Source organism: Subdoligranulum sp. DSM 23681, assembly GCF_057005535.1.
The window spans coordinates 436,038-455,396 of sequence record NZ_CM168050.1 but is presented as its reverse complement, the minus strand read 5'-3'; the positions used below and the strand labels follow the sequence as shown (position 1 = coordinate 455,396).

At 58.9% G+C, this 19,359-nt stretch carries 35 protein-coding genes; all 35 read left to right on the top strand.

What is annotated here, in order from left to right; genetic code table 11:
• Positions 1 to 32: 32 nt before the first annotated feature.
• Positions 33 to 1,097 (top strand): WG repeat-containing protein, encoded by a 1,065-nt coding sequence (locus AC127K_RS02300; protein ID WP_483721412.1) that lies wholly within the window; start codon positions 33 to 35, stop codon positions 1,095 to 1,097.
• A 64-nt stretch (positions 1,098 to 1,161) separates the two neighbouring features.
• Entirely contained in the window at positions 1,162 to 2,193 is a 1,032-nt protein-coding gene (locus tag AC127K_RS02295) for a WG repeat-containing protein (RefSeq protein WP_483721411.1), read from the top strand.
• Positions 2,194 to 2,232: 39 nt separating this feature from the next.
• Complete coding sequence (locus tag AC127K_RS02290) at positions 2,233 to 3,210, top strand: hypothetical protein (protein WP_483721410.1); 978 nt, start codon at positions 2,233 to 2,235, stop codon at positions 3,208 to 3,210.
• A gap of 448 nt (positions 3,211 to 3,658) precedes the next feature.
• The gene (gene rpsJ / locus AC127K_RS02285; RefSeq protein ID WP_270761128.1) at positions 3,659 to 3,970 is read left to right on the top strand and encodes a 30S ribosomal protein S10; all 312 of its coding nucleotides are present in this window, start codon (positions 3,659 to 3,661) and stop codon (positions 3,968 to 3,970) included.
• 172 nt (positions 3,971 to 4,142) lie between these two features.
• Complete coding sequence (gene rplC, locus AC127K_RS02280) at positions 4,143 to 4,775, top strand: 50S ribosomal protein L3 (protein WP_483721409.1); 633 nt, start codon at positions 4,143 to 4,145, stop codon at positions 4,773 to 4,775.
• 14 nt (positions 4,776 to 4,789) lie between these two features.
• A complete protein-coding gene (rplD, locus tag AC127K_RS02275; protein WP_483721408.1) occupies positions 4,790 to 5,413 on the top strand; it encodes a 50S ribosomal protein L4 in 624 nt (207 codons plus the stop codon).
• A complete protein-coding gene (rplW, locus tag AC127K_RS02270; protein ID WP_204647487.1) occupies positions 5,413 to 5,706 on the top strand; it encodes a 50S ribosomal protein L23 in 294 nt (97 codons plus the stop codon). Before rplD ends, rplW begins: the two co-directional genes overlap by 1 nt.
• A 98-nt stretch (positions 5,707 to 5,804) precedes the next feature.
• Positions 5,805 to 6,635 (top strand): 50S ribosomal protein L2, encoded by an 831-nt coding sequence (gene rplB, locus AC127K_RS02265; protein ID WP_483721407.1) that lies wholly within the window; start codon positions 5,805 to 5,807, stop codon positions 6,633 to 6,635.
• A gap of 15 nt (positions 6,636 to 6,650) precedes the next feature.
• Positions 6,651 to 6,926, top strand: coding sequence for a 30S ribosomal protein S19 (gene rpsS, locus AC127K_RS02260; RefSeq protein WP_204647485.1), 276 nt, complete (start codon positions 6,651 to 6,653; stop codon positions 6,924 to 6,926).
• Positions 6,927 to 6,943: 17 nt separating this feature from the next.
• Positions 6,944 to 7,279 (top strand): 50S ribosomal protein L22, encoded by a 336-nt coding sequence (gene rplV / locus AC127K_RS02255; RefSeq protein ID WP_204647484.1) that lies wholly within the window; start codon positions 6,944 to 6,946, stop codon positions 7,277 to 7,279.
• 12 nt (positions 7,280 to 7,291) lie between these two features.
• Complete coding sequence (rpsC, locus tag AC127K_RS02250) at positions 7,292 to 7,990, top strand: 30S ribosomal protein S3 (protein WP_483721406.1); 699 nt, start codon at positions 7,292 to 7,294, stop codon at positions 7,988 to 7,990.
• Positions 7,990 to 8,430: a 50S ribosomal protein L16 gene (gene rplP, locus AC127K_RS02245; RefSeq protein ID WP_483721405.1), complete on the top strand. Its 441-nt coding sequence runs from the start codon at positions 7,990 to 7,992 to the stop codon at positions 8,428 to 8,430. The genes rpsC and rplP overlap by 1 nt, the downstream gene beginning before the upstream one ends.
• Positions 8,427 to 8,624 (top strand): 50S ribosomal protein L29, encoded by a 198-nt coding sequence (gene rpmC, locus AC127K_RS02240; protein ID WP_204647481.1) that lies wholly within the window; start codon positions 8,427 to 8,429, stop codon positions 8,622 to 8,624. The genes rplP and rpmC overlap by 4 nt, the downstream gene beginning before the upstream one ends.
• A gap of 15 nt (positions 8,625 to 8,639) precedes the next feature.
• Positions 8,640 to 8,894: a 30S ribosomal protein S17 gene (gene rpsQ, locus AC127K_RS02235; protein ID WP_204647480.1), complete on the top strand. Its 255-nt coding sequence runs from the start codon at positions 8,640 to 8,642 to the stop codon at positions 8,892 to 8,894.
• Positions 8,895 to 8,927: 33 nt separating this feature from the next.
• On the top strand, positions 8,928 to 9,296 hold the full coding sequence (gene rplN, locus AC127K_RS02230) for a 50S ribosomal protein L14 (RefSeq protein ID WP_204647479.1): 369 nt from the start codon (positions 8,928 to 8,930) through the stop codon (positions 9,294 to 9,296).
• Positions 9,297 to 9,311: 15 nt separating this feature from the next.
• On the top strand, positions 9,312 to 9,626 hold the full coding sequence (gene rplX / locus AC127K_RS02225; RefSeq protein WP_113999400.1) for a 50S ribosomal protein L24: 315 nt from the start codon (positions 9,312 to 9,314) through the stop codon (positions 9,624 to 9,626).
• A 16-nt stretch (positions 9,627 to 9,642) separates the two neighbouring features.
• Positions 9,643 to 10,182 carry a 50S ribosomal protein L5 gene (rplE, locus tag AC127K_RS02220; protein ID WP_483721404.1) on the top strand — a complete coding sequence of 180 codons (540 nt, stop codon included), beginning with the start codon at positions 9,643 to 9,645 and terminating at the stop codon, positions 10,180 to 10,182.
• A 20-nt stretch (positions 10,183 to 10,202) separates the two neighbouring features.
• Positions 10,203 to 10,388 (top strand): type Z 30S ribosomal protein S14, encoded by a 186-nt coding sequence (locus AC127K_RS02215; protein ID WP_204647476.1) that lies wholly within the window; start codon positions 10,203 to 10,205, stop codon positions 10,386 to 10,388.
• Positions 10,389 to 10,448: 60 nt separating this feature from the next.
• A complete protein-coding gene (gene rpsH, locus AC127K_RS02210) occupies positions 10,449 to 10,847 on the top strand; it encodes a 30S ribosomal protein S8 (protein ID WP_483721403.1) in 399 nt (132 codons plus the stop codon).
• An 18-nt stretch (positions 10,848 to 10,865) separates the two neighbouring features.
• The gene (rplF, locus tag AC127K_RS02205; protein ID WP_483721402.1) at positions 10,866 to 11,414 is read left to right on the top strand and encodes a 50S ribosomal protein L6; all 549 of its coding nucleotides are present in this window, start codon (positions 10,866 to 10,868) and stop codon (positions 11,412 to 11,414) included.
• Between the two features lie 18 nt (positions 11,415 to 11,432).
• Entirely contained in the window at positions 11,433 to 11,792 is a 360-nt protein-coding gene (rplR, locus tag AC127K_RS02200) for a 50S ribosomal protein L18 (RefSeq protein WP_204647473.1), read from the top strand.
• Positions 11,793 to 11,805: 13 nt separating this feature from the next.
• Positions 11,806 to 12,312, top strand: coding sequence for a 30S ribosomal protein S5 (gene rpsE, locus AC127K_RS02195; protein ID WP_204647472.1), 507 nt, complete (start codon positions 11,806 to 11,808; stop codon positions 12,310 to 12,312).
• A gap of 15 nt (positions 12,313 to 12,327) precedes the next feature.
• Entirely contained in the window at positions 12,328 to 12,507 is a 180-nt protein-coding gene (gene rpmD, locus AC127K_RS02190; RefSeq protein WP_204647471.1) for a 50S ribosomal protein L30, read from the top strand.
• Between the two features lie 13 nt (positions 12,508 to 12,520).
• Complete coding sequence (gene rplO / locus AC127K_RS02185) at positions 12,521 to 12,958, top strand: 50S ribosomal protein L15 (protein ID WP_483721401.1); 438 nt, start codon at positions 12,521 to 12,523, stop codon at positions 12,956 to 12,958.
• 1 nt (position 12,959) lies between these two features.
• Positions 12,960 to 14,240: a preprotein translocase subunit SecY gene (gene secY / locus AC127K_RS02180; protein ID WP_483721400.1), complete on the top strand. Its 1,281-nt coding sequence runs from the start codon at positions 12,960 to 12,962 to the stop codon at positions 14,238 to 14,240.
• 48 nt (positions 14,241 to 14,288) lie between these two features.
• Positions 14,289 to 14,921: an adenylate kinase gene (locus AC127K_RS02175; protein WP_204647468.1), complete on the top strand. Its 633-nt coding sequence runs from the start codon at positions 14,289 to 14,291 to the stop codon at positions 14,919 to 14,921.
• Between the two features lie 7 nt (positions 14,922 to 14,928).
• Positions 14,929 to 15,702 carry a type I methionyl aminopeptidase gene (gene map / locus AC127K_RS02170; RefSeq protein ID WP_483721399.1) on the top strand — a complete coding sequence of 258 codons (774 nt, stop codon included), beginning with the start codon at positions 14,929 to 14,931 and terminating at the stop codon, positions 15,700 to 15,702.
• A complete protein-coding gene (locus AC127K_RS02165) occupies positions 15,690 to 15,944 on the top strand; it encodes a KOW domain-containing RNA-binding protein (RefSeq protein ID WP_483721398.1) in 255 nt (84 codons plus the stop codon). The genes map and AC127K_RS02165 overlap by 13 nt, the downstream gene beginning before the upstream one ends.
• A 22-nt stretch (positions 15,945 to 15,966) precedes the next feature.
• Complete coding sequence (gene infA / locus AC127K_RS02160; RefSeq protein WP_204647465.1) at positions 15,967 to 16,203, top strand: translation initiation factor IF-1; 237 nt, start codon at positions 15,967 to 15,969, stop codon at positions 16,201 to 16,203.
• A 31-nt stretch (positions 16,204 to 16,234) separates the two neighbouring features.
• A complete protein-coding gene (gene rpmJ, locus AC127K_RS02155; protein WP_204647464.1) occupies positions 16,235 to 16,348 on the top strand; it encodes a 50S ribosomal protein L36 in 114 nt (37 codons plus the stop codon).
• A gap of 114 nt (positions 16,349 to 16,462) precedes the next feature.
• Complete coding sequence (gene rpsM / locus AC127K_RS02150) at positions 16,463 to 16,834, top strand: 30S ribosomal protein S13 (protein WP_204647463.1); 372 nt, start codon at positions 16,463 to 16,465, stop codon at positions 16,832 to 16,834.
• 13 nt (positions 16,835 to 16,847) lie between these two features.
• Positions 16,848 to 17,249 carry a 30S ribosomal protein S11 gene (gene rpsK / locus AC127K_RS02145; protein ID WP_317398813.1) on the top strand — a complete coding sequence of 134 codons (402 nt, stop codon included), beginning with the start codon at positions 16,848 to 16,850 and terminating at the stop codon, positions 17,247 to 17,249.
• A gap of 20 nt (positions 17,250 to 17,269) precedes the next feature.
• The gene (gene rpsD / locus AC127K_RS02140) at positions 17,270 to 17,872 is read left to right on the top strand and encodes a 30S ribosomal protein S4 (RefSeq protein WP_483721397.1); all 603 of its coding nucleotides are present in this window, start codon (positions 17,270 to 17,272) and stop codon (positions 17,870 to 17,872) included.
• Between the two features lie 76 nt (positions 17,873 to 17,948).
• Positions 17,949 to 18,908 carry a DNA-directed RNA polymerase subunit alpha gene (locus AC127K_RS02135; RefSeq protein WP_483721396.1) on the top strand — a complete coding sequence of 320 codons (960 nt, stop codon included), beginning with the start codon at positions 17,949 to 17,951 and terminating at the stop codon, positions 18,906 to 18,908.
• 17 nt (positions 18,909 to 18,925) lie between these two features.
• Positions 18,926 to 19,267, top strand: a complete 342-nt coding sequence (gene rplQ, locus AC127K_RS02130) for a 50S ribosomal protein L17 (protein WP_294540700.1) — start codon at positions 18,926 to 18,928, stop codon at positions 19,265 to 19,267.
• Positions 19,268 to 19,359 lie beyond the last annotated feature (92 nt).

Genomic DNA, 19,359 nt, shown 5'->3' with positions numbered 1-19,359 from the left:
AATGCTATAAGAAAAAGGAGCGTGATCCCTGTATGCGCCGCAAACTACTCTGCCTGACGGTGACAGCCGGACTGCTGCTGTCCGCCTGCACCGTTCCCACTTCCGCCGCAAATCCTCCCGCCACCGCGGAAGAAGCGCCCGCCGCTGAAACTACCGCCTCACCGGCGCCCACGGTTACGCCGGAACCGGGCCTGCCCTACGATGAGATCCGCACCGTCGAAGAACTGGATGCCACGCCTTCCACCCCCAATGAAGGCTATTTCACCATGTCCCAGAACGGCCTGTGGGGACTCATGCGCGCTGACGGCACCGAAGTGCTGTCGTGTCAGTCCACTGCACCGGTTTCCCGCTGTGGGGCGGAAGACCACTGGATCTGGTTCCCGGAACAGCCCATGAACTGGGAGGACTTTGACGCCCTTTCCGCCGAGCTTACCGAAGCAGGGGACGGCGCTCTTTGCCCTGGTCACGGCGGTTTGGGAGATATGTTTTTCTATGACCTGGATTCCCCGGGCCGTGATACTACGGCTGTGGATCTGAGTGCCCTGCGCTGGTATCGTATGGGAACTCCCGGATATGTGTCTGAGATGAATGACACTCTGTGGGCCTCCTACGGCGGTATTCTGCCGGTGTACTCTGCCTATGAAGAGGGGGAGGAAGGCGATCCCAAGTTCCCTGGTGATCCTGTTCCGGATAATACAGGGGCTTTGTATTGGTATCTCTGCGAGGATGGGTCCGCTTTCTATGTTCCCGGCGCCGTCCAGGCCGGCTGGTTCTTCCGTGAAAATCTGGCCCCGGTGCAGATCGGGGACGGCTGGGCCTATGTGGACCGCAGCGGCAACCTGAAAACCGAAGCAATCTATTCCGCCACCTGGGGCGCCCAGGGAGAATATGACAACCCGGAAGATCCTGCCGCACCCAAATATGCCGCCTGCCTGCAAAACGGCTACGCTGCCGTCTGCCGGGATGGAAAGTGGGGACTGCTGGATTCTACCGGAACCGAGGTCATCCCCTGTGAACACCCCGGTGTTGCCTGGGAGGGCACGGCCTTGTGGGTGAAGTCGGAGGACGGCTGGCACCAGGAGGAGCTCCCGGCCTGAACTGTCAGCAAAACGCAGTGATGTCCCAACGCCTTTCCTATTATAAATAAGGAGCGTGATTTCCGTGCGGAACAAACTGTTTTGTCTGCTCTTGACGGCGGTGCTTCTGTCCGGATGCACAAAGTCCCCGGTCACGGGACCGGAAGCGTCCCCGACACCATCGCCTGCTGTCCCGGCGGAAACGGAGGAAACCGCGTCTGCCCCCGCCGCATCTTTGGCAGAACCATCCCTGCATCTTTCGGAAGAGGTGTATTCCTGGGATGCCATGCAGCCGGTGGGAATCTGGGGCACCATGCTCATGCGTTCCGAGCCCGGGTACTATACCGTTTGCAAGGATGGTTTGTGGGGGCTTGTCACCGCCGACGGCCAGCCGCTTCTGGACTGCATCAATGACAGGCCCATTGATATCTGTGACAAGGACGAATGGATCTGCGAAGCCCTGCAGACCTATACCACCGAAGCGCATCCCGATGCCATCGCTTTGCAGCAAGCCACCGGAAGATCCCTTTGCCTTCCTCACGGTGTGCTCTATGGATGGTACTATTATGATCTGGATGCTGGGGAAGTCAGGAGGCACAGCGTCCTGGACGGCTCGTCCTTCAATAATACAGTAGAAGATGCGGAGTGGTCCGCCTTCGGAGATTGGCTGCCTGTCTATCCTGCCCGGATGAAGGATGAATATGATCTTGGTACGGCAGAGGGCGGCTGGCTGTATGTCAATGCCGCCGGAGAGCAGATGCAGCCCCGCAATGCTGCCGGGGCAGAACCGGATGCGGCAGGATGGTTCTTCGGGGAAGAGCTGGCCCCGGTCTCCTTTGACGGCCAGTGGGCATATACGGATCGGCAGGGCAATCTGGTCACCGAAGCGGTCTACGAACCCGTCTGGCACAACGGGGGAGAGAGCAATCCTCCGGAATATGCCGCCTGCCTGCAAAACGGCTACGCTGCCGTCTGTCGGGACGGCCAATGGGGACTGCTGGATGCCACCGGCACCGAGGTCGTTCCCTGTACATATCCCGGTATTGCCTGGGAAGGCACTGTGCTGTGGGTGAAAACCGAAGATGGATGGCATCGGGCGGAATTGCCCGAAACATGACCCGGCACCGGAGATGCCGGAACCAGCAAGGAGAAGACCATGAAAAGAAGTTTCTGGATGTATCCGGCCATGGCTGCTCTGGCGGCTTTGCTGCTGGCAGCTTGTGCCGAGGCTCCCTCTTCGGAGACGGCTGACGGGCCGGCCACGGTCATCACGGCGGAAACGGCCAGCCCCGCCACCCCGGAGATGTCCGCCCCTGCGGTGCAGCGGGAACAGGTGACCATTGAACGGGACCAGCCTGCCACCCTCTATGACGGCAGCTCCGTGCCGCCGCAGACTTTGCCTCTTTATTATAGAAGCTGGCAAGGGAAGACCTGGGAGAAAGTGGCGGCCGACACCGGATTTTCGGCGGATGATCTGCGCATACTGAACCCGGATGTGACGGAGGATGCCCAGGGCAACTTGCAGAGCGCCGGTACAGACCTGCTTTTGTCCGAAGCCTGGCCCATCCCGCAGACGGAGGTTTGCCGGGGCACGGTGACCATGCCCGGTATGCCCGAGCCTTACGACAGCCGGACCTACCAGCTGCCCGATGCCCTGACGGATGATGCCGCCCGTACACTGGCTCTGTGCTATTACCAGATGGAATCCAATGGTCAGGGGCTTACCACCGAAGCGCTGCCGGACAATCCGGATTATGTGAAGGTGACATCCGGTGTCCGGTATGATACCTTCTCCCAGCTGAAATCCTGGCTGGAAAGCGTCTATACCCCGGAAGCCGTGTCGGCCATGCTGGACGGGCAGGGGACAGACCCTTATTATAAGGAAGGCCCGGAAGATGCACTGTGGATGCAGGGCTATGCCTTTGACAATATCATCCCCCAGTCCGGTTTGACCTGTACCGAACCGGAACAACAGCCGGACGGCAGCCTGCGCTTTGCCGCTGTCTGTATCTGCATCACGGATGACGAAGGCCATCCTCTTGACGAAGGGCAGGGGAGGCTGTATTATGCTCTTGTACACCTGGTACCCACAGCCGACGGCTGGCGTGTGGCTAAGGCGGAGGTGCCCTTCTGAGCGAGAGCACTTCTTCTTTCGGCAAAACGCAGAATTTTTTCAAAAAAAATTGGAAAAAGGCCGAAAAAACACTTGCAACACACGGAAACGTGTGATATACTACTTCATGGCTGCGAACGGTGTGTGATGAACATCCGTTCATCACAGCCGGCGATATGCGTTGATGCGGGAGGTTGCCGCACTTCTTGTGCCCAACAAGAGGATGCGGGTTTTTCCGCGGAGTATGTCCGATCTTAGAACCGGGCGAAAGAATTACGGATGCGAAGGGATATGTACGGCGCTGCATTCTGCGGCACGGACCAATGTCCAACTATGCTTTGCGAGGATTCTTTCCGGGAGAACTGCCTGGCGGTTCACCGGATTTTGTCATGCGAAGAGATTGAACACCCGGAAGCGTGTGTAATTTATCGGCTCGCCTAAGGCAACACTAAATTAGGAGGCGAAAGTAATGGCAGTCAAAGAGAAAATCAGAATTCGGTTGAAGAGCTACGATGCATCCCTGATCGATGCGGCGGCGGCCAAGATCGTGGAGACCGCGAAGCGCACCGGTGCGCGCGTGTCTGGTCCGATCCCCCTGCCCACCGACAAGGAAGTCGTCACGATCCTGCGTGCTGTCCACAAGTACAAGGACAGCCGTGAGCAGTTCGAGACCCGCACCCACAAGCGTCTGATCGACATTCTGAAGCCGTCCAACAAGACGGTCGAGGCTCTCATGAGCCTGCAGCTCCCCGCGGGCGTCGACATCGAGATCAAGCTGTAAACCTTATTTATACGCTGCTCTCACGCCGGTCCGAACGGCCGTGAACGTTGACCGCCGGCAAAGCGCGGCGTCAAGGCAAGCAGCAAGACCAAGATGAATGACCGCGGAGAGGTCATGTTGATGGAGCTACGTTGGCTCCACCAACCAATAACCTTTTTAGGAGGAAAAAACAATGCAAAAAGGTATCATCGGCAAGAAGCTGGGTATGACCCAGCTGTTCGACGAGAACGGCAAGGTCGTCCCGGTTACCGTGATCGAGGCCGGCCCCTGCACCGTCGTGCAGAAGAAGACCGTCGAGAGCGACGGTTACCAGGCTGTCCAGCTTGGCTTCGGCGAAGTTTCCGCCAAGAAAGTCAACAAGGCTGCCAAGGGCCACTTCGACAAGGCCGACGTCGCCGCCAAGCGCACTCTGCGTGAGTTCCGCCTGGACGACATCGCCGCCCTGAACGTGGGCGACATCCTGAAGGCTGATGTCTTCACCGCCGGCGACAAGGTCGACGTGGTCGGCACTTCCAAGGGCAAGGGCTACCAGGGCGTTATCAAGCGCTTTGGCCAGCACCGTCTGCGTGAAAGCCACGGCACTGGCCCTGTCAGCCGCCATGCCGGTTCCAACGGTTCCACTTCCACCCCGTCCCGCGTGTTCAAGGGCAAGAAGCTGCCCGGCCACATGGGCGCTGTGCGGGTGACCGTGCAGAACCTCAGCATCGTCAAGGTTGATGCTGAAAACAATCTGATCGCTGTCAAGGGCGCCATCCCCGGCCCGAAGGGCTCTGTGGTTACCATCCACGACAGCGTCAAAGCGTAAGGGAGGAAAACACAATGGCTAAATTTGATGTCGTCGATATGAACGGCAAGAAAGTTTCCACCGTTGAGCTTTCCGACGCCGTCTTCGGGATCACCCCGAACGAAAAGGCCGTCCATGAGGCGGTCGTCAACTTCCTGGCCAACCAGCGCCAGGGCACCCAGAACACCAAGATCCGCAAGGAAGTCCGCGGCGGCGGCAAGAAGCCTTGGCGTCAGAAGGGCACCGGCCATGCGCGTCAGGGCTCTATCCGCGCTCCGCAGTGGACCCACGGCGGCGTTGCTCTGGGCCCCAAGCCCCGCGATTACAGCTACCGCATCAACAAGAAGGTCAAGCGTCTGGCCGTGCTCAGCGCTTTGTCTGACAAGGCTGCCAGCGGCAACATGATCGTTGTTGACAAGATGGCTGTGGAAGAGTACAAGACCAAGACCGTGGTTGCCATGCTGGCTGCTGTCGGCGCCGGCAAGAAGAACCTGGTCGTCAACGATGTTGTGGACGCCAAGTTCGTCAAGAGCGCCGCCAACATCCCGGGCGTCAAAACCACCACCGCTACCAGCGTGAACACCTACGACGTTGTCAACGCCGAGAAGATGATCATCAGCCTGGACGCGGCCAAGAAACTTGAGGAGGTACTGGGCTGATGAAATTCGCACAGGATATCGTTCTCGCTCCGGTCATCACCGAGAACTCCATGGCCGGTATCGCTGACAAGAAGTACACCTTCAAGGTCGCTACCGACGCCACCAAGGTCGACATCGCCAACGCTGTTGAAGAGCTGTTCGGCGTCAAGGTCGCCAAGGTCAACACCATCTCCGTGCGCGGCAAGTACCGCCGCCAGGGCTTGCATGCCGGCTACACCGCCAAGAGCAAGAAGGCCATCGTCACGCTGACCCCCGACTCCAAGGAGATCGAGTTCTTCACCAGCATGACCTGATCGGGCACTTCGCCTGATCCTTTCGAGCCTGCCGAAGGCTCAGCTATGGGGATATGACCCCGACAAAAATTCATAAGATACTAAAAAGGAGTACTACCATGGCGATCAAAAAGTACAAGCCGACTACGCCCGGCCGCCGCGGCATGACTGTTACCGATTACAGCGTGCTGTCCAAGGTCGGTCCCGAGCGCAGCCTGCTGGAACCCAAGAAGAAGCATGCCGGCCGCAACAACACCGGCAAGATCACCGTCCGTCACCACGGCGGCGGCAACCGCGTCAAGTACCGTGTCATCGACTTCAAGCGCAACAAGTTTGATGTTCCTGCCACTGTCCTGACCCTGGAATACGATCCGAACCGCTCCGCTTTCATCGCGCTGGTCGAATATGAAGACGGCGTCAAGAGCTACATCCTGGCTCCCGATGGCCTGAAGGTGGGCGACAAGGTCATGGCCGGCCCCCACGCGGATATCAAGCCGGGCAACGCTCTGCCCTTCGAGAACATCCCCGTCGGTACCATGATCCACAACATCGAGCTGTATCCCGGCAAGGGCGGCCAGCTGGTCCGTTCCGCCGGTGTCATGGCTCAGCTGATGGCTAAAGAGAATGGCTACGCTCTGGTTCGTCTGCCTTCCGGCGAGATGCGCAACGTCCCGCTGAACTGCATCGCGACCATCGGCGTCGTTTCCAACCTTGACCATGAGAACGTCAACCTGGGCAAGGCCGGCCGCAAGCGCCACATGGGCGTTCGTCCCGGCAGCCGCGGCACCGTCATGAACCCCTGCGATCACCCGCACGGCGGTGGCGAAGGCCGCGCCCCGGTCGGTCACAGCAGCCCGCGCACCCCGTGGGGCAAGCCGGCTCTGGGCCTCAAGACCCGCAAACATCATGCTCGCTCCGACAAGTTCATCGTCAAGCGCGCCAAAGGTTAAGGGAGGTAAAGTACTATGTCTCGCAGCACCAAAAAAGGCCCTTACGTCCTGCCTTCTCTGATGAAGAAAGTCGAAGCCATGAACGAAAGCGGCAAGAAGAGCGTCGTCAAGACCTGGAGCCGCGCCTCCACCATCTTCCCGGAGTTCGTTGGCCACACCTTCGCTGTGCATGACGGCCGCAAGCATGTGCCCGTTTACGTCACCGAAGATATGGTCGGTCACAAGCTCGGCGAGTTCGCCCCGACCCGTAAGTTCTCGGGCCATGCCGGCGGCAAGACCACCGGTAAATAAGAGAGGAGGAGCATAAGATGGAAGCACGGGCTATTCTCCGTTACGCCCGCATCAGTCCCCGTAAGGTTTCGATCGTGATGGACCTCATCCGTAACAAGCCTCTGGACGAAGCGCTGGCTATTTTGCAGTATACCCCGAAGGCGGCCTGCGAGCCCCTTCTCAAGCTGGTCAACTCGGCCGCGGCCAATGCTGAAAACAACTTCAACATGGACCGCAACAGCCTGTACGTTGCCGAATGCTACGTCTGCCCCGGCCCCACGCTGAAGCGTATCATGCCCCGCGCACAGGGCCGTGCGTACCGCATCCTCAAGCGCACCAGCCACATGACTGTTGTGCTGAAAGAGAAAGAGTAAGGAGGTAAACAAATGGGCCAGAAAGTCAATCCCCACGGCATGCGCGTGGGTGTTATCAAGGATTGGGACAGCCGCTGGTTTACCTCTAAGCAGGCTTTCGGCGACACCCTGGTGGAGGATCACAAGATCCGCACCACGCTGAAGAAGCAGCTGTATTCCGCCGGTATCCCCAAGATCGAAATCGAGCGCACTGTTGACAGCCAGACCGGCACCCCCCGCGTCAAGGTCAACGTCTTCTGCGCCAAGCCCGGTATCGTCATCGGCAAGGGCGGCTCTGAGAGCGCCAAGCTGGAAAAGCAGCTCGCCAAGATGACCGGCAAGAACGTCAACCTGAACATCGTCGAAGTGAAGGGCACTTCCACCACCGCTCAGCTGGTGGCCGAGGATGTCGCTTCCCAGCTGGAGCGCCGCATCGCGTTCCGCCGTGCGATGAAGCAGGTCATCCGCAACGCCATGCAGCCCCGCGGCGGCGTGCCTGCCAAGGGCATCAAGGTCACCTGCTCCGGCCGTCTGGCTGGCGCTGACATTGCCCGCGTGGAAAGCTACCACGAAGGCACCATCCCCCTGCAGACCCTGCGTGCTGACATCGACTACGGCTTCGCTGAGGCCAACACCACCTACGGCAAGGTCGGCGTCAAGGTCTGGATCTACAAGGGTGAGATCCTGAAGGGCGCCAAGACCGCTGCCAAGAAGGAAGGAGGCAAACAGTAATGTTACTGCCGAAACGTGTTAAATACCGCCGCGTTCAGCGCGGCCGCATGACCGGCAAGGCCATGCGTGGCAACAAGGTCAATCAGGGCCAGTACGGCCTGATGGCTCTGGAGCCGGCGTGGATCACTTCCAACCAGATCGAGGCAGCCCGTGTTGCCATGACCCGTTATATCAAGCGTGGCGGCAAGGTCTGGATCAAGATCTTCCCGGACAAGCCTGTTACCGAAAAGCCGGCCGGCACCCGCATGGGCTCCGGCAAGGGCAGCCCGGAATACTGGGTGGCCGTTGTCAAGCCCGGCCGTGTGCTGTTTGAAATCGCTGATGTTGATGAGGCGACTGCGCGTGAATCTCTGCGTCTGGCCTCTCACAAGCTGCCGGTGCGCTGCAAGTTCGTCAAGCGCGAAGAAATCGACACTGTGAAGGAGGGCGACGCTGAATGAAAGCCACTGAACTGCGCGAAATGACCGATGTTGAGCTGGCAAAGCAGCTCAAAGATCTGAAAGCGGAACTGTTCAACCTGCGCTTTCAGCACGCCATCAACCAGCTGGAAAACCCGCTGCGCATCGAGACCGTCAAGAAGGACATCGCCCGCGTGATGACCATCATGGCGGAAAAGAACGCGAAGAACGCGTAAGAGGGAGGGTAAAACATGGAACGTAATCTGAGAAAGAGCCGTGTGGGCGTCGTCGTGTCCGACAAGATGGACAAGACCATCGTTGTCGCCGTCAAGGACAGCGTCCAGCACCCCCTCTACAAGAAGATCATGAAGCGCACCAAGAAGTTCAAGGCCCATGACGAGAACGGCGAGGCCGGCATCGGTGACCGCGTCGAGATCATGGAGACCCGCAAGCTTTCCAAGGACGTCAACTGGCGTCTGGTGAAGATCATCGAGAAAGCGAAATAATCAGCCTGGTACTTTGAAAGGAGGACCTGAAAGATGGTTCAGATGCAAACTTATCTCAAAGTGGCCGACAACACCGGTGCCAAGGAGTTAATGTGCTTCCGTGTACTGGGCGGTACCCGCAAGAGATATGCCAACATCGGCGACGTCGTTGTGTGCAGCGTCAAGAAGGCTGCCCCCGGCGGTACCGTGAAGAAGGGCGATGTGGTCAAGGCCGTTATCGTCCGCAGCAAGCATGGCCTGCGCCGTGACGACGGTTCCTACATCCGTTTCGATGAGAACGCCGCCGTCATCGTCATGGCTGACAAGAGCCCCAAGGGCACCCGTATCTTTGGACCCGTCGCCCGCGAACTGCGCGACGCCGGCTACACCAAGATCCTGTCCCTGGCTCCCGAATCGCTGTAAGGAGGTTTTAATAGAATGAACAATCTTCATGTTAAAACCGGCGACAACGTTATGATCATCTCCGGCAAGGACAAGGGCAAGACCGGCAAGGTTCTGCAGACCTCCCCGAAAGAGGGCAAGGTCATTGTCGAAGGCCTGAACATGGTCACCAAGCATGTCAAGCCCCGCCGCCAAGGCGAGCAGGGCGGCATCGTCAAGGCCGAGGGCGCTATCTACGCCTGCAAGGTCATGCCGGTGTGCCCCAAGTGTGGCAAGGCCACCCGCGTGGGCCATTCCGTCAAGGACGGCAAGAACGTCCGCATCTGCCGCAAGTGCGGCGCCGAACTGTAAGGGAGGAGTTTGAATCATGGCACGTTTGAAAGAACAGTATGTCAACGAGATCGCTCCGGCCCTGAACAAGAAGTTCGGCTACAAGAGCGTGATGCAGATCCCCAAGCTGGACAAGGTCATCGTCAACGTGGCCGCCGGCGAGGCGAAGGAAAACGCCAAGGTTATCGACGCCATCGTCGCTGACCTGGGCCAGATCACCGGCCAGAAGGCCATCGTCTGCAAGGCCAAGAAGAGCGTGGCTAACTTCAAGCTGCGCCAGGGCATGCCCATCGGCGCCAAGGTCACTCTGCGCGGCGAGCGTATGTACGAGTTCGTCGATCGCCTGTTCAATGTGGCTCTGCCCCGTGTCCGCGACTTCCGCGGCATCTCCGGCAACAGCTTCGACGGGCGCGGCAACTACGCCTTCGGCCTGAAGGAACAGATCATCTTCCCGGAAATCGACTTCGATAAGGTCGATGCCATCCGCGGCATGGATATCTGCTTTGTCACCACGGCCAAGACCGACGAAGAAGCCAAGGAGCTGCTGAAGGCTCTGGGCGCTCCGTTCGCCAACTGAGAAGGGGAGGAAGAAAACCAATGGCAAAAACTTCTATGAAGATCAAGCAGCAGCGCCCGGCCAAGTTCTCCACCCGCGCTTACAACCGCTGCAAGATCTGCGGCCGTCCCCATGCCTATCTGCGCAAGTACGGCATCTGCCGTATCTGCTTCCGTGAACTGGCCTACAAGGGCGAGATCCCCGGCGTGAAGAAGGCTTCCTGGTAATCAGAGACAGGAAAAGACGTAACAACAACATCTTTAACACAACCTAAGGAGGTTAGTGGCATGCAAATCACCGATCCTATCGCGGACTTGCTGACCCGCATCCGCAATGCCAGCACTGCCAAACACCCTTCCGTGGACGTTCCTGCTTCCAACCTGAAGAAGGCAATCTGCCAGATCCTGGTTGATGAGGGCTACATCAAGGGTATGAAAGTGACCGAAGACAGCAAGCAGGGCGTGATCACCCTGACCCTCAAGTACCAGGACAATGGTATGCCGGTCATCGCGGGCCTGAAGCGCGTTTCCAAGCCCGGCCTGCGTATCTACACCAACTGCGAGGATATGCCCAAGGTCATGAAGGGCCTGGGCACCGCGATCATCTCCACCTCTAAAGGCGTCATGACCGACAAGGCTGCCCGCGCTGCCCATGTCGGCGGTGAAGTGCTCGCCTTTGTGTGGTAAGAAAGGGGCTAGAAGACAATGTCGAGAATTGGAAGAAAACCCATCGTCATTCCTGCGGGTGTTGATGTGAAGATCGACGAGGCCGAACACACCATCACCGTGAAAGGCCCCAAGGGTACCCTGCATTCCAAATATCATCCCCTGATGACCGTCAAGGTCGAGGGCAATGAAATTTTGGTTACCCGCCCCAATGACGAAAAACAGGCCCGCAGCCTGCACGGCCTGACCCGTACCAACATCCACAACATGGTTGTTGGCGTGACCGAAGGCTTCCGCAAGGATATGGAGATCCAGGGCGTCGGCTACCGCTGCGCCAAGCAGGGCAAGACCCTGACCCTGACCCTGGGCTTCTCTCACCCGGTCAACGTCGAAGAGACCGACACCATCCAGATCGAGGTCAAGGACGCTCTGCACTTCAGCATCGTCGGCATCGACAAGCAGGAAGTCGGTCAGTTCGCTGCCGAAGTCCGCGGCAAGCGTCCGCCGGAACCCTACAAGGGCAAGGGCATTCGCTACGTTGGCGAGTATGTCATCCGCAAGGAAGGCAAAGCCGGTAAAGGCAAATAATAGGAGGGGAGAAACATTATGGTCAACAAGGCTGATAAGAACGAAGCTCGTCTTCGCCGTCACCGCCGCGTCCGCGGCAAGATCAGCGGCACGGCCGAGCGTCCTCGTCTGGATGTTTTCCGCTCTGCCAAGCACATCTACGTTCAGGTCATCGATGACGTTGCCGGCGTGACTCTGGCAGCTGCTTCCACCCTGGACAAGGACTTTGAGGACTACGGCGGCAACGTCGAAGCCGCCAAGAAGGTCGGCGCCGCCATCGCCAAGAAATGCCTGGACAAGGGCATCACCGAAGTGGTCTATGACCGCGGCGGTTTCGTCTACCACGGCCGCGTGAAGGCTCTCGCTGAGGGCGCCCGCGAAGCCGGTCTGAAGCTGTAAGGAGGGATCGAACATGGCCATGCAGAGAAACAGAGAACAAGATGACGGCATGATCACCAAGGTCGTCTCCATCAACCGCGTTTCCAAGACCGTCAAGGGCGGCCGCGTTATGAAGTTCGCCGCCCTGATCGTCGTCGGTGACGGCAAGGGCAACATCGGTTACGGCGTCGGCAAGTCCGGCGAAGTTCCCGAGGCCATCCGCAAGGGCGAAGGTGCTGCCAAGAAGAACATGCACAAGATCGCTCTGAAGGGCACCACCATCCCGCACGAGATCGTCGGCGAGTTTGGCGCCGGCCGCGTGCTGATGCGTCCCGCCGCTCCCGGTACCGGCGTTATCGCCGGCGGCCCGGTCCGTGCGGTTCTGGAATGCGCCGGTATCAAGGACATCCGTACCAAGAGCCTGCGTTCCAACAATCCGATCAACGTTACCGCCGCGACCTTCGCCGGCCTGTGCGGTCTGACCGACGCCGAGTCTGTTGCTGCCAAGCGCGGCAAGACCGTCGCCGAGATCCTGGGCTAAGGAGGGCGCTGAATCATGGAAAAACTGAGCATCCGTCTTGCCAAGAGCCTGATCGGCCGCGGCAAAGAGCAGATTTCCGTCGCGAAGTCTTTGGGCCTGCATCGTCCGGGTGACGTTGTCGAACAGCCTGACAACGCCGCTACTGCCGGTAAGATCGCCAAGATCTCTCACCTGGTCGTTGTGACCAAGCTGTAATGGAGGTGCAAGCATGAAGCTTCATGAACTGAACGCGCCCAAGGGCGCCCGCAAGGCCGTTACCCGCAAGGGCCGCGGCGCGGGTTCCGGCAATGGTAAGACTGCCGGCTACGGCCACAAGGGCCAGAAAGCCCGTTCCGGCGTCAAGAAGGCCGGTTTCGAAGGCGGCCAGATGCCGCTGCAGCGCCGTCTGCCGAAGCGCGGCTTCAACAACATTTTCGCTACCAAGTATGTCACCATCAAGGTTTCCGACCTTGAAAAGTTTGAGGCCGGCGCCACTGTTGACGCCGCCGCCCTGCTGGAAAAGGGCATCATCTCCCGCACCCTGGACGGCGTCAAGGTCCTGGGCAACGGCGAGCTGACCAAGGCTCTCAATGTCCAGGTCGCGGCCTACACGGCCTCTGCCAAGGAAAAAATCGAGAAGGCAGGCGGGAAAGCTGAGGTGATCTAAGGTGTTCGAAACGTTCCGCAATGCCTGGAAGATCGACGATCTGCGCAAGCGTCTTCTGTATACGCTGCTGATCCTGGTCCTCTTCCGTCTGGGCTGTGCGATTCCGGTACCTTATATCACCGCTGGCAATCTCAAAGACATGTTCGACACCACCGGCAGTATGCTGACCTACCTGGACATGATGTCCGGTAACGCGCTCAGCCAGTGCGCGATCTTCGCGTTGGGCGTTCAGCCTTATATCAACGCGTCCATCATCGTGCAGCTGCTGACTGTCGCCATTCCCTACCTGGAGAATCTTTCCAAGGAAGGGGAGGAGGGTCGCCGCAAGCTGACCCGAATCACCAACTATGTGGGCGCCGGCATCGCTCTGATGCTGTCCATCGCCTACTACTTCATCCTGCGCCGCAGCTCCGCTCTGGAGTACACCGATGGCTTTGCCGGTGTGTTCACCGCCATCGTCATTGTGCTGTGCTTCACCGCCGGCAGCCAGCTGGTTACCTGGATGGGCAACCAGATTGACGCCAAGGGCATCGGCAACGGTGTGTCCCTGCTGATCTTCGCCGGCATCGTGGCCAACTGGTCCCGTGTGCTGACCATGGTCAAGGGGGTGCTCACCGCCGCCCAGACCTCCAGCGGGTACTACATCCTGCTGCCGGTCATTCTGGTACTGGCCATCGTCGCGGTGATCTTCGTGGTCATCCTGACCAACGCGGAGCGCCGCATCCCGGTACAGTACGCCAAGCGTGTGGTCGGCCGTAAGATGTACGGCGGTCAGGCAAGCTACATCCCCATCAAGGTGAATATGTCCGGCGTTATGCCCGTCATCTTCGCCATGACGCTGTGCAGCCTGCCCAACATGATTGGCAGCTTCCTGGGCTGGACCGACAACATCTTCTTCCAGGTGTTCAACTACACCAGCCCGGTGTACCTGGTGGCTTATGTGCTGCTGATCATCGGTTTCAACTACTTCTATGTTGCGATCCAGTACAACCCCATCGACATCAGCAATCAGCTGCGCAAGAACAACGGCACCATCCCGGGCATCCGCCCCGGCAAGCCCACCAGCGACTTCATCACCAAGACCCTGCAGAAGATCACCTTGATCGGCGGCATCTTCCTGGCGGTTGTCGCGGGCCTGCCCATTGTGCTGGGTGATCTGACCCACATCTCCATCCAGCTTGGCGGTACCAGCCTGCTGATCGTGGTTGGTGTTGCACTTGACACCGCCCGTTCTCTGGAAGGCTATATGACCGCCCGTCATCACAAAGGCTTTTTGGAATAACAGCGGACGGCTGCCAGAAGGCAGTCAACAGGAAAGGGGAAACAACATATGAAACTGATCCTTTTGGGCGCCCCCGGCGCCGGCAAAGGAACCCAGGCAGAGATCCTCTGCGATAAGCTGGGTATCCCCACCATTTCCACCGGCAACATCCTGCGTGCCGCCGTCAAGGACGGCACCCCGATGGGCCTCAAAGCCAAAAGTTTTATGGACGCGGGTGCGCTGGTTCCCGATGATGTCATTGTGGGCATCGTGAAGGAACGTCTGGCGCAGCCCGACTGTGCCGGCGGTTTCATCCTGGACGGTATGCCGCGCACCATCGCGCAGGGCGAAGCCCTGGAAGCCATGGGCGTGGAGATCGACAAGGTACTGAACCTGACCGTTGCTGACGAAGCTATCATGGAGCGTATGAGCGGTCGTCGCGTCTGCGCAAAGTGCGGCGCCAGCTACCACATCAAGAATAAGCCCAGCGCCAAGCCGGGCGTTTGCGATCGGTGCGGCGGGGAACTGGTCATCCGCAAGGATGACGAGCCCGCCACCGTGCTGGACCGTCTGAAAGCGTATCACGAACAGACCGAGCCTCTTGTGGCCTTCTACCGCGAACGCGGCAAACTGGTGGAGATCCCGGATCAGGGTTCCATCGAAGGCACCACTGCGCTGATCCTCAAAGAGTTGGAGGCATAACGCACCCATGATCCAAATCAAAAACGCTGCCGAGATCGAGAAAATGCGCCGCGCCTGCGCCATCAGCGCGGCGGCGCTCAAGGCAGGCGGCGAAGCGATTGAGGCCGGTATCTCAACGGCGGAGATCGACAAGATTATCTACGACTTTATCGTGCGCCACGGCGCCAGACCGAATTTCCTGCATCTGTACGGATTTCCGGCCACCGCCTGCATCAGCGTCAACGACACCGTGATCCACGGCATCCCCAGCCGCGACCAGAAGATCCGCCCCGGTGATATCGTCTCCATCGACACCGGCTGCAAGATCGACGGTTTCAACGGCGACAACGCCTGCACCTTTGCCTGCGGCAAGGTAGACAAGGAAGCACAGCGTCTGCTGGATGTCACCCGCGAGAGCCTGCACCGCGGCATTGCTGCGGCCCAGGCCGGCATGCGGATCGGCGATGTGGGCCACGCGGTGCAGAGCTATGTGGAAGAGAACGGTTTCTCGGTTGTGCGCAGCTTTGTCGGCCATGGCGTCGGCAAGGAACTGCACGAAGACCCCGAAGTTCCGAACTACGGCACCCCGGGCCGCGGACCTCGCCTGGTCCCCGGAATTTGCATCGCCATCGAACCGATGGTGAACCAGTACAAGTACGCGGTAAAGACGTTGAAGGACGGATGGACGGTCAAGACTTGTGACGGTGGACTGGCAGCTCATTTTGAGCACACGGTCCTCATCACCAAGGACGGGCCTGAGATCCTGACCCACGGCTGGGAGGAACCCGAATGGACTTTGTAAAAGGCCGTTTGGTGCGCTCCAAAGCGGGCCGCGATAAGACCCGTACCTTCGCCGTGGTGGCTGCCGAGGGCTGCATGCTGTGGCTGGCCAACGGGAGCAAGCGGTCCCTGACCGCACCCAAGCGCAAAAAAGTCCGGCATGTGGCACCCACCGCCACCGTTCTGGCAAACGAGCTTCTGAAAAGCGATCAACTGCTCAGTGAAGCGATCGCCGCCTATGACGCGGCGCATCCCGCTGAATGAACCCTTCAAGGAGGCAATCAGCTTGTCTAAAGAAGATGTCATCGAAGTAGAAGGCGTCGTGCGTGAGGCTTTGCCCAACACCGTGTTCAAGGTCGAGCTGCTCAACAAAGAGGGCAAGCCCAACGGCCACACGGTTTCGGCGCACATCTCCGGCAAACTGCGGACCAACTTCATCCGCATCCTGCCCGGCGACAAGGTCACCATGGAAATGTCGCCCTACGACCTGACCAAAGCCCGGATCACCTGGCGTTCCAAATAAACGCCTTGTGTCATAGAAGGAGGTTAACATCATGAAGGTAAAACCTTCCGTGAAACCCATTTGCGAAAAGTGCAAGGTCATCAAGCGCAAAGGCCGCGTGATGGTCATCTGCATCAACCCCAAGCATAAGCAGCGTCAGGGCTAAAGGTCCGGGGGACTCCCCCTGGAAACCGTACCCAAAACGCTTGGGGGCCAAGTGCGTAGATTCCCGGCGCAGGCCCCGACACAGGACATGGGATGTTATTTATGGAGGTGCTTTATGGCACGTATTGCTGGTGTTGATCTGCCTCGCGAGAAGCGGATCGAGGTTGGTCTGACCTATGTCTACGGTATCGGTCAGAGTACTGCTGACGAGATTCTCGCCGGCACCGGGATTAACCCGGATATCCGCGTCAAGGATCTGTCCGCCGAAGATGAAGCCAAGATCCGTGACTACATCGACAAGAACAATATCATCGTGGAAGGCGATCTTCGCCGCAACGTTGCGCTGGACATCAAGCGTCTGACTGAAATCCAGTGCTACCGTGGCATCCGCCATCGCAAGGGCCTGCCTGTGCGCGGCCAGCGCACCAAGACCAATGCGCGTACCCGCAAAGGTCCGAAGCGCACCGTCGCGAACAAGAAGAAGTAAGGAGGAACTGTAAATGGCTGCTACGAAAGCAACTGCTAAGACCCGCACCAAGCGCAAAGAGCGTAAAAACGTCAGCGCCGGTGCTGCTCATATCCAGAGCACGTTCAACAACACCATCGTCACCATCACCGACACGCAGGGCAACACCATTTCTTGGTGCAGCACGGGTACCCTGAACTTCCGTGGTTCCCGCAAGAGCACTCCTTACGCCGCCCAGAGCGCTGCCGAAGTGGCCGCCAAGGCCGCGATGGAGCATGGCATGAAGACCGTCGAGGTCTACGTCAAGGGCCCGGGTTCCGGCCGTGAGAGCGCCATCCGCGCTTTGCAGGCCACTGGCCTGGAGGTCACCATGATCCGTGACGTGACCCCGATCCCGCACAACGGCTGCCGCCCGCCCAAGCGCCGCCGTGTCTGATGGAAGGAGGATACTGAATTATGGCTAAGAATACGCAGCCCATCGCCAAGCGTTGCAAAGCTCTCGGCATTTCTCCTGCCGTCATGGGCTATGCCAAGAAGAATACCACCCGCAACTCTACCGGCAACTTCCGCAAGAAGCAGTCTGAGTACGCCACTCAGCTGAAGGAAAAGCAGAAGCTGAAGTTCATCTACGGCGTTCTGGAAAAGCAGTTCGCCAACTACTTCAACGAGGCGGAACGCCGCCAGGGCCAGACCGGTGAGAACCTGCTCCAGATGCTGGAATGCCGTCTCGACAACGTCGTGTTCCGTCTGGGCTTTGCTTCCACCCGCCGTGATGCCCGCCAGCTGGTCAGCCACGCTCACTTCACCGTCAATGGCAAGAAGGTCAACATTCCTTCCTACCAGGTCAAGGCCGGTGATGTGGTCGAAGTGTGCGAGTCCAGCCGCAAGATCGAAAAGTTCTCCAAGCTGACCGGCGCCGATGCTCCCGTTGTCGCTCTGCCTTCCTGGCTGAGCCGCGAGACCGGTTCCCTGAAGGGCGTCGTCACCAAGCTGCCCGAACGCAGCGACATCGATTACGAGGTCCAGGAACACCTGATCGTCGAGTTGTACTCCAAGTAATCCTCTGCCAAAACCGTTTTTTCACCAAAACCGGCTCCGCGTTTTTCTGCGGGCCGGCTGATCAAGGAGGGTTTTTATGATGGAGATTGAACGCCCCAAGATCGAGATGGCCAACCTTTCCCCCGACGGCCGTTACGGCAAGTTCGTGGTGGAACCTCTGGAGCGTGGCTTCGGCACTACGCTGGGCAACAGCCTGCGCCGTGTGCTGCTCTCCAGCTTGCCCGGCGTGGCGGTCACCAGTGTGAAGATCGACGGCGTCGTGCATGAATTCTCGACCATCGAGGGCGTGCGCGAGGACGTGACCGAGATCGTTTTGAACCTCAAGGGTGTTGCCGCCAAGATCTATGGCGACGGCCCCAAGACCGTCCGCGTGGAAGCCGCCGGTCCGTGCGAAGTCACTGCCGGCAGCATCAAGCAGGGCGACGACCTGGAGATCCTCAATCCCGAATGGCACATTGCCACCCTGGGTGAGGGAGCCAAGCTCGTCATGGAGCTGACCTTTGACAAGGGCCGTGGCTATGTTCCCGCCGAGCGCAACAAGCTGGCGCTCATCGAGAAGAACGATGTCACCACCCTGCCTGTGGACAGCATCTATACTCCGGTGCTCAAGTGCAACTACACGGTGGAGAACACCCGTGTGGGCCAGATCACCGACTTTGATAAACTGACCATCGAGGTCTGGACCGATGGCACCACCAACGCGCAGGAGGCCATGAGCCTGGCTGCCCGTGTGCTGACCGAACACCTGAATCTGTTCGTCAACCTGTGTGATGAAGCCGCCGAGACCGAAATCATGGTCGAGAACGATGAGAAGGGCAAGGAAAAAGCGCTGGAAATGACCATTGAAGAGCTGGACCTGAGCGTCCGTTCCTTCAACTGCCTCAAGCGCGCCGGCATCAACACCGTGGGCGACCTCATCAACAAGAGTGAGGACGACATGATGAAGGTCCGGAACCTTGGCCGCAAGAGCCTGGAAGAAGTCATGGCGAAACTGGACAGCCTGGGCTTCATGCTCACCAAAGACGACGACAACTGATAAAGGAGTGAAACAGAATGCCCGGTACTAGAAAGCTTGGCCGCGCCACCGACAGCCGCAAGGCGATGCTGCGCGCTATGGTCACTTATCTGTTCGAGAACGGCAAGATCGAGACCACCGTTACCCGCGCTAAGGAGGTTCGCTCCATGGCCGAGAAGATGGTCACCCTGAGCAAGGCCGGCGATCTGCACGACAAGCGCCAGATCTTCAGCTACATCACCAAGGAAGATGTTGCCAAGAAGGTCATCGATGTGTATGGTCCCAAGTATGCCGACCGCAACGGCGGCTACACCCGCATCATCCGCACCGGTATGCGCCGCGGCGACGCCGCCGAGATGGCGATCCTGGAACTGGTCTGATCGGACCGTTTCAGCGTTGACTGAATAAAAGCCCGCCCCTGATGAAAGCCGGGGGCGGGCTTTTTTATCGGTATTTATTGGCATACAAAAGC